14 protein-coding genes and 1 riboswitch are annotated in these 13,302 nt (G+C 34.6%); of the genes, 2 read left to right on the top strand and 12 right to left on the bottom strand.

All coding sequences use genetic code 11. From position 1 onward, the window contains the following. Positions 1-61: 61 nt before the first annotated feature. The 6 genes from MKO96_RS07140 to MKO96_RS07165 are packed head-to-tail and all read right to left on the bottom strand — an operon-like array spanning position 62 to position 5,417. A complete protein-coding gene (locus MKO96_RS07140; protein ID WP_240587103.1) occupies positions 62-937 on the bottom strand; it encodes a MerR family transcriptional regulator in 876 nt (291 codons plus the stop codon). Then, positions 937-1,713, bottom strand: coding sequence for a metallophosphoesterase (locus MKO96_RS07145; RefSeq protein WP_240587104.1), 777 nt, complete (start codon positions 1,711-1,713; stop codon positions 937-939). The genes MKO96_RS07140 and MKO96_RS07145 overlap by 1 nt, the downstream gene beginning before the upstream one ends. A 58-nt stretch (positions 1,714-1,771) precedes the next feature. After that, on the bottom strand, positions 1,772-2,251 hold the full coding sequence (locus tag MKO96_RS07150; protein ID WP_001231545.1) for a LysM peptidoglycan-binding domain-containing protein: 480 nt from the start codon (positions 2,249-2,251) through the stop codon (positions 1,772-1,774). Positions 2,252-2,273: 22 nt separating this feature from the next. Next, positions 2,274-2,837, bottom strand: coding sequence for a CPBP family intramembrane glutamic endopeptidase (locus tag MKO96_RS07155; protein ID WP_087979973.1), 564 nt, complete (start codon positions 2,835-2,837; stop codon positions 2,274-2,276). Further along, complete coding sequence (locus tag MKO96_RS07160) at positions 2,837-4,366, bottom strand: RecQ family ATP-dependent DNA helicase (protein WP_088110187.1); 1,530 nt, start codon at positions 4,364-4,366, stop codon at positions 2,837-2,839. The genes MKO96_RS07155 and MKO96_RS07160 overlap by 1 nt, the downstream gene beginning before the upstream one ends. Continuing rightward, a complete protein-coding gene (locus MKO96_RS07165) occupies positions 4,356-5,417 on the bottom strand; it encodes a YpbB family protein (RefSeq protein ID WP_240587105.1) in 1,062 nt (353 codons plus the stop codon). Before MKO96_RS07165 ends, MKO96_RS07160 begins: the two co-directional genes overlap by 11 nt. A 298-nt stretch (positions 5,418-5,715) precedes the next feature. On the opposite strand from MKO96_RS07165, the gene MKO96_RS07170 reads away from it, so the two are divergent. Further along, positions 5,716-5,964: a ferredoxin gene (locus MKO96_RS07170; protein ID WP_001151994.1), complete on the top strand. Its 249-nt coding sequence runs from the start codon at positions 5,716-5,718 to the stop codon at positions 5,962-5,964. A 123-nt stretch (positions 5,965-6,087) separates the two neighbouring features. On the opposite strand, the gene MKO96_RS07175 is transcribed toward MKO96_RS07170, so the two are convergent. Continuing rightward, positions 6,088-6,666 carry an ECF transporter S component gene (locus MKO96_RS07175; protein WP_087979971.1) on the bottom strand — a complete coding sequence of 193 codons (579 nt, stop codon included), beginning with the start codon at positions 6,664-6,666 and terminating at the stop codon, positions 6,088-6,090. A gap of 162 nt (positions 6,667-6,828) precedes the next feature. Further along, positions 6,829-6,968, bottom strand: a riboswitch (FMN riboswitch). 245 nt (positions 6,969-7,213) lie between these two features. Here MKO96_RS07175 and MKO96_RS07180 point away from each other — a divergent pair. Further along, on the top strand, positions 7,214-7,900 hold the full coding sequence (locus MKO96_RS07180; protein ID WP_240587106.1) for a hypothetical protein: 687 nt from the start codon (positions 7,214-7,216) through the stop codon (positions 7,898-7,900). A gap of 29 nt (positions 7,901-7,929) precedes the next feature. Here the strand turns inward: MKO96_RS07180 and MKO96_RS07185 are convergent, their stop codons facing one another. The 5 genes from MKO96_RS07185 to resC all read right to left on the bottom strand — a co-directional run bounded on the left by MKO96_RS07185 (position 7,930) and on the right by resC (position 13,300). After that, positions 7,930-8,544 carry a peptidoglycan DD-metalloendopeptidase family protein gene (locus tag MKO96_RS07185; protein WP_240587107.1) on the bottom strand — a complete coding sequence of 205 codons (615 nt, stop codon included), beginning with the start codon at positions 8,542-8,544 and terminating at the stop codon, positions 7,930-7,932. Between the two features lie 85 nt (positions 8,545-8,629). Continuing rightward, positions 8,630-9,211: a cob(I)yrinic acid a,c-diamide adenosyltransferase gene (locus tag MKO96_RS07190; protein WP_087979970.1), complete on the bottom strand. Its 582-nt coding sequence runs from the start codon at positions 9,209-9,211 to the stop codon at positions 8,630-8,632. A 137-nt stretch (positions 9,212-9,348) separates the two neighbouring features. Then, on the bottom strand, positions 9,349-11,124 hold the full coding sequence (gene resE, locus MKO96_RS07195; RefSeq protein WP_000964664.1) for a sensor histidine kinase ResE: 1,776 nt from the start codon (positions 11,122-11,124) through the stop codon (positions 9,349-9,351). Further along, positions 11,124-11,840: a DNA-binding response regulator ResD gene (gene resD, locus MKO96_RS07200; RefSeq protein WP_000426862.1), complete on the bottom strand. Its 717-nt coding sequence runs from the start codon at positions 11,838-11,840 to the stop codon at positions 11,124-11,126. Before resD ends, resE begins: the two co-directional genes overlap by 1 nt. A 302-nt stretch (positions 11,841-12,142) precedes the next feature. After that, the gene (gene resC, locus MKO96_RS07205) at positions 12,143-13,300 is read right to left on the bottom strand and encodes a cytochrome c biogenesis protein ResC (RefSeq protein WP_088095753.1); all 1,158 of its coding nucleotides are present in this window, start codon (positions 13,298-13,300) and stop codon (positions 12,143-12,145) included. Positions 13,301-13,302: the final 2 nt, after the last annotated feature.

A 13,302-nucleotide genomic window follows, 5' to 3' on the forward strand; every position in this document is an offset into this window, starting at 1 on the left:
GTAACCAATGAATATAATTTTTATTATATGAAATAGAAAATAGATGGTTCTTTTCGAACAACTATTCTAACATTTTTAACCAATCATCCCATTCTTCTTTCGTATCGCCAATTAGGCATGTTTGAATGTTCAACTGATCTCGAGCACCTATTTCTCCTATAAACCCAACAGAAAGTTTCTCACTTTTTTCTTGCAACAAATTCATGTCTTTCATCGCGTTCTTAAGTTCTCGTTCCTCATCAAAAGAGACTACTACATATGTAGGTTGTATTTGCTCAACAGCTAGCAAAATACCATCTTTCACTAAGCTTGACCTAATATATATCACCTCATATCCTTTTAAGCGTAAATACGTTGAGAAAACAAACCCTTTCAACATATTATTTTCTAACACGACAACTTTGTGTATAGAAGAAAATGATGATGCATTATGATACACCATTCCTAGACGAGTTTGTAAAAATGATACGACATATCGGAATTGCACCATTGTAACTTCATTATTATTTTTTAACGTTAACAATTTATTTGACACTTGAAGAACAATACTTGCTATGACTTTTTCTGTTGCATAAATACTGAAAGCCTCGTTTAACAATGCAGAAGTTGTAATTTCATCAAATTTTAACAAAGCTTGCAGTAAATCGTCCACTAAAACAACTTCTCTATCGTAATGTATTTCTTTTTGAACATTACTCTGCAAACGATTCTCTTCTAATAATTGAACTGCTTGTCCAATCATCATGCCGGAAGAAACCTTGTCCATTAACCATTTCAAAATTTGAATATGCTCTTCTGTATATAATCGATGCCCCGCATGATTCCGCTTTGGGGCAATAATTTGATATCGTCTTTCCCATGCACGAAGCGTACTCGGCTGAATTCCAATTATATTCGAAACAGCTTTTATGTTATATTTCCCGTTTAGAGTTGGCATCATTTCCCTCCGCATAACGTAATAATATGTGTTTGAGCAGGTGCTCGGAAGCGAAGTGGAATCAACGTTGTTCCATACCCATTACTAACAAAAAGAGTCATATTTGAATGCTTATATACGCCACCTTTTAAATATTTTTTAGATGGGAATAATCGAATCTGTCCTCCGTGTGTATGTCCACTTAACACAAGTGAAATTTGTTCTTTTCCAGACATTTTATTTATTATATCAGGGTTATGGCTAATTAATATGCGAAAACCACCTTCTTTGCAATCAGCCAACGCTAAATCTAAACGATCACGCTTCAAACCAACATCATCTACACCGAGTAAACAAATTTTTTCTCCTAGTTCAGACTCAAATACAACTCTTGTATTATCTAAAACTTTCACATTATTTTCTAATAACAAAGCATCTAATTCATGATATTCAATCTCATAATCATTATTTCCCCACACAAAATATACAGGAGCTATCGCTCTTAACTTTTGTATATTTGCAGAAATTTTCGAAAAAGGGACACCTCTTTCCGCTAAATCACCGCCAATAATCACAAGGTCTACCTTTCCTTTTACTTGTTCAATTAATGAACTTGAAATGACCCTTCTATGAATATCAGAAATAAAAAACACCTTTACTTTTTGAAAACTTTTCGGAAATTCTTCAAAAAGTAAAGTATGTTCTAACACAGTATTACGCATCGCTTCTGTATACATTACAAGAAGAAATATAATACCAATACATATGAGAGCACTTAATAAGATAATCCATATCATATATTTTTTACTCCCTTCCTCATAAAGATAATCCTCCGTTTTTATAGTAGGTATGTTACTAGCTATCCTGCTTTGCGGACTTATCTTTTATCGGAATTTTTATTTCTTGACCTACATTCACGTCATCTTCTTGTAAATCATTATACTTTTTAATCACTTCAATCCCAGTTTCATCTGAAAAATATTGCTTCGCTATACTTTCTAAAGTTTCTCCTTCTTTTACCGTATGCGTTACTACTTTCTCAGATGTTGCCTCAGACTCAGATTTAGCTGAATCAAAGAAAATGACCTCAAACGCACTTTTCCCAGCGTTATTACCATCACTTTTCACCTGAATATATTTATCTGTATACCATAAGATACTAATTGGTAGTAATATGAATAGAAATGTTAAAACTCGGACAAAAATATGATTCATTTTAAACTTTTCTTTTTTCTCTTTATTTCTATGAATTTCACTACGCGGCGGTAAACTTTCTTTTTCTTCCACTCGCTCAACTTCTAATTCCTCTTCGAAATCAGGAATTCGTTTTCTCATGTTGTTCACCACCACCTTCCATTTATTTTCTTAATTGGAGTCCCATTATAAAATCAACAAGAAAGTGTGCAAAGATTGTTATAAACAAATTTCCTGTCCATTCAAATACATAACCAAAGACAAAACTAATGAAACAGACGAAACAAAACAAAAATGGCTTTGTTATATACCGAATATGTAACACTGCAAATACTAAACTCGCTATTACAATTCCAAAGTGAGTCTGCACTACACCTCTAAATAAAAATTCTTCTGCAAAGCCGATAATGAACGTAATAACGAGTAGGTGCATAACTGACATTCCTTGAAACATCCTATCGTTAATACCACCATCATCAAACCAAGACTCTGGAAATACTCGCATTGCAACATAATCTAATAACACAATACCAATTGCCAACAAGCCGCCTATTATAAGTATAGATACCGGTTCCCACTTCCACAGACTATACACCGATTTTATATCTCGGAATAATACATATGCTAGTAAACAACCGATACCGATAATAATGAACTGTGTGATATACAGATTCAGCCTTATTTCTTTCGGACTCATATCTTCAATATTATGCCTTTGAATGTTCATCATTCCCCCATCTTTTCTAGACCGAAAAGCTTTTGTAACTCTGTTTCCCAATTATAGTCGAAATCCGATTGTTGCGCTTGTCTTTTTTTATAATCTGTTTTTGTAATACCACAATAGTCACAGCAATTTTTCAACTCGTTCTCTTTTCTATAACCGAACTGTTGTAACAAATATTCACGCCTACATTCTTTCACTTGTATCCACGATTTCATGTTTTCTAGTTCACTATATTTATTACGTAGCCTTATTTCTACTTCAGCTATTAATCTGTTCATAATTTCATCTGACAAGCTCTCTAATTTTAATTTTCGCTGTTGTATGATTCCAAGCTGTTCAAGATGATAGCGGATGAAACGCCAATATTGTTCATTAAATCTTGCTGCATTATAACAAATTTCTTCTACCTCTTCTATTGGTAATTCTTTCGTTTGAAACATTCTTTCTTGTAGTAAAGAGAATAAAAATTGTATTTGCGACTGACTTGGCAATTCATCTTCAATTATTGAAATTGGTAAATCGTGATCTAACGGACTACATAGTAAGATAGCTATACTCGGTTCACCATCTCTTCCAGCTCTTCCGATTTCTTGTAAATAGGAAGCTATATTAGTCGGATAATGAAAATGAATAATATAGCTCGTATTCGACTTATTTACTCCCATACCAAAAGCACTTGTACATATTACAAGCTGCAACTGGTCATTCATAAACTGTTGTTGAATTAACATACGCTCTTCATGTTCCATACCACCATGATAAAAAGCGACACCAGTCACGCCTTTTCCTCTTAAATACTCCGTTAAACGTTCTGTCCACGCTCTGCTTGAACAATATACAATCCCTGGCCCTTGTAAATACATCACCTGATCCAAAAGCGCTTCTTTCTTCTCTTCTATCGTCTCCACAAATTGTACTTCCATCGCAATATTTGGACGATCAATAGAGTATACATGCTGCGTCACTTTCTTCAAATCTAAACTCTCTGCTATATCTCGGAGTACATCTTTTGTCGCTGTTGCCGTTAATGCTAGCACCGTAGGAGACCCGATATTTTCAATGACTACATTTAGTTTTTTATAGTCTGGCCTAAAATCATAACCCCATTGTGAAATACAATGAGCCTCATCCACAACAAATAATGAAATATGAACTTTCTTCAATTCTCTTATTAACACTTCCGACTGCAACATCTCTGGTGAAACAAAAATAAATTTATATGAAGCTAATTTTTTCATCGCTTCTCTTTTTTCATGTAATGTCCGAAAACTATTAAATGCTATTACTCGGTTTTTCACAACATACTTTAATTGTGTAACCTGATCTTCCATCAAAGATAATAATGGTGATACAACAAGCACGGTTCCTTCTTGCATTAGCCCTGGAAGTTGATAGCACATAGACTTCCCTCTTCCAGTCGGAAGCATTGCTATAACATCTTTTCCTTCTAATAAATCTGTAATTACCCCTTTTTGCCCTGTACGAAATTCAGAATATCCAAACCATCTATATAAATATTCCTCAAGCTTCATTTATACCCTCCATACGCGCCAATACAAGACGAACTTCAAAATAAGAGATACCCTCTCCAACCGCTTGTTTCAACTCACGCAACTTACGTGTTTGTAATGCCTCAATTACTTTTGTTACTTTATCTATTTTGTCTTTTTCCATAAACATCTCGATTGAAAACTCTTTTTCCCGCAAAGCAATTTCAACAAAATGATCTTCTATCGTTGCAACCTTTAAATTTCTAATTGTCGCTATTTCATCTAAAGAGCGTCCTTGTCTCCAAAAATTATATGTTTTTTTCGTTGATAAACTAAATAATTCAGCTCTCTCATTTGGATAAGAGATAATCTCAGCTAATAGCGGAAATTCATTTTCTTTATCGTGAACTTCTTGTATAAAGAAATGAATTGTACCCCAAAATAAAAAATACACCCGGAATATATCTTGTTTCGTAATTTCCGCTAATTGCTGCAATGTACAACCGATACGTTCATATCCTGTTAATCTATATGTTACAATCGTCGCTTCTACCACATCACCTTTTCCTAAAAGATTATGTATTTCTTTCCATAATCTTTTAGCCAATTCACTTCGCCTATATGGTATACCTGTTAAAAAACGTTTTACCCACATCATTATTTCTGTATCTTGTTGAATGGGAATAAACTTCGTATTATTCTGTTGTAAATTAGATATAGTTTGAATAATTAATGATAATCGCTTCCAAAATGTTTCACCTAATTCACCATAGTGTAAACCATGTAAATGCACGGGAAAAGCATACACTTCCTCCCATGTATGTAACTGCATTTTACCTTTAGATGTTAACAAATATGTATTTTCATGTATTTCTCGAATCAAATCTGCTTGCAACAACTTTGCAACTTCACGATCATAGTCTGTTCTATTTAACGATTTATATATTCCAAACAAAAATGAAATTCGGAACATATTTCCATCTTGTAACGTTTGCGAAGATCGTTTTCCTTTTAATAAATAATAAATAGAAGAAACGGTCCTTTCACCATTCAATTGTTTTAAACAATACAATAAAGTATATTGTAGTTGCATTACCGCTTCCACCTTTCAATCTAGCTTAATTACTTTTTAGTATGATTGCACCATTCTATGTTACTCATTAAACTTATCATATCGGCATTATGTACTTGTATATAGTATATTGTACCAAACGAAATAACATTTACGTATTTTGAAAATCTTATGACATAATGCAAAAATTAGTTGACACCCTAATTGATAAGGATTATCATTATAATTTTATGTTGAAAAGTTTTAAAAACCGTTTTACAATAAGGTTATAATTTTTATGGCGAGCTTTTCACATACATATTATCAGGAGGGAAAAAAGATGGCAAAATATACAATCGTTGATAAAGATACTTGTATCGCATGTGGTGCTTGCGGCGCTGCTGCACCAGACATTTATGATTATGATGATGAAGGTATTGCATTTGTAACGTTAGACGATAACCAAGGTATCGTTGAAATTCCAGATGTATTAATTGAAGATATGATGGATGCATTCGAAGGTTGTCCAACTGACTCAATTAAAGTTGCTGATGAATCATTTGATGGCGACTCTTTAAAATTCGAATAGTCTTTTATTAACTTCAAAAAATATCCCTCATTAATATGAGGGATATTTTTTGTTTTCTATTTTCATTCCACTTAATAAAAAACCACTAGTAGTTCCATACTACTAATGGTTTTATTTTATATTTTATGCATTTTTCATTTTTGCAAACACCCATACTTTCAGGCGTGAGAATAACGCTATAAATACAATTGTCACAACAATTCCTTTAATCAAATTAAATGGTAAGATTGCCGTTACAACCGTTGTTCTTATAGCCTCGCTAGACATAGCTGGTGAATTTAAAAACCAAGTGTAAGCTGGGAATATAATGATGTAATTTAATACACTCATAATGAGCGCCATTGTAATTGTCCCTAGCATTAATCCTGTCGTTAAACTCTTAACAGTACGATACTTTCTAAATAAGAAAGCTGCCGGTCCAATAAATAAACATCCTGCAATAAAGTTAGCAATTTCTCCAACTGGCACTCCCGTTAAACTCCCTTGAATTCCGTAATGTAAAATATTCTTTATCGCCTCTACAATTATCCCTGCAACTGGCCCGAAAATAATTGCTGCAATTAGAGCTGGTACATCACTAAAATCAATTTTTAAAAATGGCGGAAGCCCTGGAAACGGGAAATCCAACATCATCAGTAAATATGCAATACTACTTAGCATCGCTACACTCACCATCTGCACTACACTGTTTTTTTGTTTCATCTTTCTCTCTCCTTTTCCATCGATCATCTCATGGAAAGTGGAAAGGTTCTGCTATGCCTACTTTTTCATAGAACGAAAAAACCCTTTGTGTTTTACACAAAGGGAGAATTTAAGGCACATCAAACAGACGTTCAAATTCATATCTTTTTTGAACGCTTGAACCTCCATCTTCTCCCATCCAGACTATACTGTCGGCTTTGGAATCACACCAAATCCTGCCTTAACGGCTCGCGGGCTTAGAACAAAATCACATATAGTTCATCACCGCCGGTCGGGATTTTCACCCTGCCCCGAAGATAGACCGATATTCTATTTTCCACTTTATTATACAACAACATAATCGTATTGTGAACAAAAAAAGTGTAACTTATTAAAAATAAGTTATTAATTTTATATAATTAAAACCAATCACTATATTTTACAATACACCCCAGATTTTTTAGTATTCGGCATTTCCCCTACGAATCCCCTAGTCATATATAATGAAAAGTGATAAGATGTTGAATTGTTAAGATAAGAACATTTTCTGGATTATGGAGGAAATGTCATGAAAAAAGAAAAGAGACACTCTATTCGAGAAGCAATGAAAAAAAACTTAAGAAAAGAATACTTTTACTTAAAAAAAGAATTACTTTTCTACTGTCCAATTGATTTAGGCACATTCTCAAGCGAGACATACTATGCTGTTTTCGATGAAGATGGCATCAGTATTTATCAGTATGATAAAAAAACAGAGAGTAAATTAAAACTGTGTGAGCGTCACCCGTGGAAGAGTTGGAATAAAGTGAAGGTGGATCATTATTTGACAACTTCTCAATTTATTTTTCAAGGTGAGCGAAACTGGATATTATCCCTTTTCCAAAAAGGAAAAGAAGCTCAAAAAATAATTGAAGAGCACACATCTTTACAAACTGAAGTTGTTTCCCGCTCTTTCTTAAAAAAACTTCCAGGGTTCCGTTCTAATGCACCGTTGAATAAATACATCGGCAGCATTTGCTACACTGCACTTATTGCATTTTTATTAAAATGGATGATTCCATTTCAAGCACCACAAATCGCCCTGTACTCCATTTCAATCGGTTGTATGCTTCTTGGTTTACTTTGTTTGACAATCGGTTTAATTGAACCAACTATTGTACTATTTCGAACGAACGAAAAAACAAGAACGAAAGTATTTTACTTATATAGCTACTTAGCTATTTCTGGATTTATATGTGTCTTTATTTTTTGGTAAAAAAAGAGCTAGTTTAACTAGCTCTTTTTTTATTTGACGTATAATTGTTGATTTGGATAAATCCGATCTTGCTGCAGTCCATTTTTATCTTTAACTTCCTTAACTGACATACTAAATTTCCGTGCAATACTAACTAAAGTGTCCCCTTTTTGGACGACATATAAGGATGAGGAAACAACTTCATTTCTCTGTTCATTTAGAACAAGTAATGGATTCATCGCATTCTTTTTCGCCATCGTCCATCTTCCTTGATGAACTTCTAAATGTAAGTGTGCACCTCTCGATTCTCCTGTATTTCCTACTTCTCCAATTATTTCTCCTTTTGAAATATAATCCCCTTGAACTACATATCTCTTATTTAAATGTGCATACACGGCCTCATATTCTCCATGTTTAATAAATACAACGTTTCCATAACTACTTGAATAATAAGACTTTGTTACCTTACCTTCTTGAATAGCTGCCACAGATGTGCCAATCGGTGCCGCTATATCTATACCGTAGTGTTTTCCATGCCTTGTCCCAAAATAATCACTTATCTGCCCTTCAACAGGCCATGTCCATTGATTTCCCTCTGCGTACACATGTAATTGGGATAAAAACAATACCGTCAATAACATGACGCCACATTTTAACACTTTCATATACATCCTCCGTTTTCTAATTAACACCATACCTTCTCTATTTTGGTATATTACAGAAAAAAGTATACAAAAAAAAGAAAGTGAATCACTCCACTTCCTTCTCTTTTTTATCACGAAAAACGATTGCACTGCGATTATACTCCACATCTTTTACTTGTAATCGAGCATTTATTACTCTAGCTACCGCAAACAAATAATCAGATAATCTATTTACATACTTTAGAACAACTTCATTTATTTCCCCTTCTTTTTGCAAGGACACTACACATCGTTCTGCTCGCCTTACAACTGTACGTGCAATATGAATAGCAGCTGCCGCTTCGCTTCCACCTGGTAAAATAAAACGCTCTAACGGCGGTGCTTCTTCTATATACGAATCAATCATTCTTTCTAAGCTTTCAACCATTTCAACCGTTACTTTATAAGGAATTTTCCCCTCTACTATCGCCAAGTCTCCCCCGCAATCAAATAGTTCATGTTGAATATTTTCAAGTTCATTGTAAATATCTCCAAAAGATCCGCCTTGTAGCTTAGTCATTGCATATCCAATATGAGAATTTGCCTCATCTATCGTGCCATATGCTTCAACTCGGATATTATCTTTATCCACTCTGCCACCTATTACACTTGTTGTCCCTTTATCTCCTGTTTTCGTGTATAATTTCATCGCTTCACGACACCCCTCTTACTATTCTTCATTCGACTAAGATAGAAAAAAAGTTCTACTGTTATTTATTTAATTGATTTTACAAAAAAATAAAAAACAGTAGAACTTTATTCATTATCAACTTTAAAAACGTATATCTAAATTATACGATTCGGTAAATATACAGAGAATGTAGTTCCCTCTCCAACAACACTTGAAACAGCAATTTTACCATCATGGCCTTGCACAATATTTTTTGCAATCGCAAGCCCGAGCCCTGTTCCACCTTTTTTTCCGCGTGTTCTCGCTTTATCAGCTTTGTAGAAACGATCAAATAAAAATGGAATATCTTCTTCTGGAATACCAGCGCCCGAATCTTGTACTTCAAAAGTAAGACCATTATTTTTCGTATCAATTACAAGCGTTACATGTCCGCCTGCATTCGTATGACGAATTGCGTTATCAATTAAATTCGTCAATACTTGTTCCATACGATCTGCATCAAACGGGTATTGTTCAATTGGATTCTGGAAATCAACCGTTAATGCGACTTCTTTATCCTTTGCAATGCCTTGGAATTTACGACCTATTTTTTCAACGAAAGGATGAATATCAACTTCACCTATATGTAACTCTACATTACCACTTTCCATACGCGCTAAATCTAATAGTTCATTTACAAGTTTACCTAAACGAACGGATTCATCATAAATGATTTGAACAAACTCATTAATTTCTTCTTTCGTTTGCACAATATCATCTAAAATCGCTTCACTATACCCTTGAAGCATTACCATCGGTGTACGAAGTTCATGTGATACGTTTGCAATAAAGTCTTGACGCATCTTCTCAAGACGACGTTCTTCCGTCATATCACGTAATACAGCTACAGCACCACGAATTTTCGTTTGGTTGTAAAGCGGCGTCATAAGAACTACATAGTTCCCTTTTTGTAAATTAATTTCAACCACTTGTTGTTGTTCACTTTCTACAACGAGATGGAATAGTTCAACAAGTTCAGAAGGTAGTTTTTTACTGAGCTCTACTTCCTTTTCCTCTTGCCAAACTTGTAAGAAATGTTCAGCCGGCGGATTAATTACAACGACTTCACCTTCTTGATTTAACGTAATAACCCCATCTGCCATACTACTTAAAATACTAGCTAACTGTTCTTTTTCTTGCTGCAGGGCATTCATATTAAACTTCAACTGTTTCCCCATTTGATTTAAGGCCGTTGCAAGCTCACCAATCTCATCCTGAGATACCATAGGAGCTTTCGCATCAAACTTCCCACGCGCGACCTCAAAAGCAACCTCACGCATTTTACGGAGTGGTGCTGTAATTCGAGTAGATAAGAAGAATGCAAAGAACGTTGTTAATATAATCGCAATCCCTGCTGATAAGAATATAAAATCAGTCGTTCTCTCCATACCTTGTATCGGTACTTGTAAAGATTCGTATACGAACACTGCACTTTGATTTTTTGAATGCACTGGTTTTCCGACAATCATAATATCATTTTCAGTGTTTTTATTCTTTCTACTATTAGAGGCTTTTCTAATGTTATTCTTAATTTCTTTTTTGTCTGTAAAAACAGCCGCTAATTCTTTATCTTCTTTCAAATCATCCATTGTAAGAGTGACTAACCCTTCTTGTTTCGGCGAAGAAGATATTTCTTTACCATCTTCTACAATAATGATCCTTGAAAGGGGATCAGAGAATTTGTACGCGATATTCTCAATCGTTTTTACATCGGCACCTTCTTCAATTAACTCTGAAACACTTGTTGCAACTTTTTGAAGCCTAGCTTCACTCATATCAACGTAATATGTTCTAAAAAACTGTGAAAGCAAAATCGCAACAAATCCAAGCACAAACGAAACGAGAAGTAATATGGTCATCCATAACTTCCCTACTACACTTCTCCAAAGCATCAGTCGTTCACAACCTCAAACTTGTAACCTACGCCCCAAACGGTAACAATCATCTTCGCAGCATCTGGTGATTTTTTGCTTAACTTCTCACGTAAACGCTTTACATGCGTATCAACTGTACGTAAATCTCCGAAGAATTCATATTGCCATACTTCTTTTAACAATTGCTCACGATCAAATACCTTATCAGGCGCTTTCGCTAAGAATAATAGTAATTCGTACTCTTTCGGTGTTAAGTTTACTTCATTACCATCTGCTGTAACACGGTGTGCATCATTATCAATTGTTAAATGAGGGAACACAGTAACATCTTTTGTCGTTGTATCTTGTGTAAAGAACGTTGTTGGTACAGAACGGCGTAAGACCGCTTTCACACGAAGTACTACTTCACGCGGGCTAAATGGTTTCACAATATAATCATCAGTTCCTACCTCAAACCCTTGTACTCGGTTTACTTCTTCACCTTTTGCCGTCAACATAATAATTGGCGTCGCTTTCTTCTCACGAACCCCTTTACACACTTCAATACCATCTTTACCAGGCATCATAAGATCTAGTAGGATCAAATCGTAATCATTTTGCAGTGCCATTTCTAAAGCTGTATCACCATTGTCCGCTTCTTCAATTGTGTATTGTTCTCTTTCTAAATACATTTTCAACAAACGACGAATACGATCCTCATCGTCTACAATTAAAATTCTTGATTCATTTTCCATTTCTACCCGTTGCGTACTTTTACCACAACGGTTTACACCTACCCTTCTACACTAATATGTTGCGCTATTCTCGTTTATTTAAGCAATCTTCTAAATGTTTCACTTCCCATATTATGCTTCACAAGAATAATAAAGTTTGTTCAATTTTTTTCCAAAACTATGTATTTTTTTTGAACAGTATATAATGTCCTCGACATCATTTTACAAAATCAATCGCTACTTTGTCATGTTTTTCTCAAAAAAGAAGAAAAATTGACAAAAATAAAATAGGAAAGTGACATTCACTCTCCTATTTTATTTCTCTATGCGTATGAATGTAAACCCGCGATAATTAAGTTTACTACAATAAAGTTAAACATAATGATTGCAAAACCAATTACCGCTAACCACGCTGACTTCTCTCCGTGCCACCCTTTTGATAAGCGTAAATGTAATACCGCCGCATAAAAGAGCCAAGTAATAAGCGCCCAAACCTCTTTTGGATCCCAACCCCAAAAACGCGTCCACGCTATTTGAGCCCAAATCATGGCGAAAATTAATGCACCTAATGTGAAAACTGGGAATCCAATTGCAATAGAACGATATCCGATTTCATCCAGTAAATCACTATTTGTATTCTTTACTAACGGCTGAAGTGCTGCCGATACTCGTTTGCGTAAAACAAGTCTTAATACAATATAAAGTAATGTCCCAACTAACACTGACCAAATAACAGTATTTAATTTTTTCGCATTTACAATCGCTGGAACTTCAACTGTCGGTTCTAATTTATTTTCTGTCAATAACTTTCCTTCGTGCGGTCCCACTAAAGCCGGAAGATTGTACTTCATTTCCACTTGTTGTTCATTTTTATCAATCCATTGAAACTTCGCTTCATATTTCATACTAGAAAATACCGTTGTCACTCCAATAAAACCAACTGTACAAACAAGTGTGAACACTACCGTTTCTAACCAAAATGTACGTTTACTTCTCGTTGATTGATCTACATTTTTCAATAAATACATAACGCCCGTAATAAAACTAATTGCTAAAATTGCTTGTCCTGCCGCTGCAGTCGTCACGTGAATATGTAACCAATTACTTTTTAAAGAAGGAATAAGCGGAGATATTTCCCTCGGAAACATACTTGCATAGGCAATTAATAAAAGCGCAACTGGTAATGCAAAGAGTCCGATTATACTTACGCGATACATAAAATACATGACAATAAATGCTCCGACAAGCATCATGCCGAAAAATGTACCGAATTCAAAAAAGTTACTAACTGGTGCATGTCCTGATGCAATCCATCTTGTAACAAAATATACTGTTTGTGCAATAAACCCTAAAATTGTAATCGTTATTCCTATATTTGCCCATTTATGACCCTTTTCTTTAATTGCTCCCCCGAAAAATAGAGTTGCAATTAAATATAAAATAAATGCGGTAAAGAGAAAGTTACTACTTATTTGCACCATAT

This window comes from Bacillus sp. ES1-5 (assembly GCF_022487605.1).
Lineage (GTDB): Bacteria > Bacillota > Bacilli > Bacillales > Bacillaceae_G > Bacillus_A > Bacillus_A wiedmannii.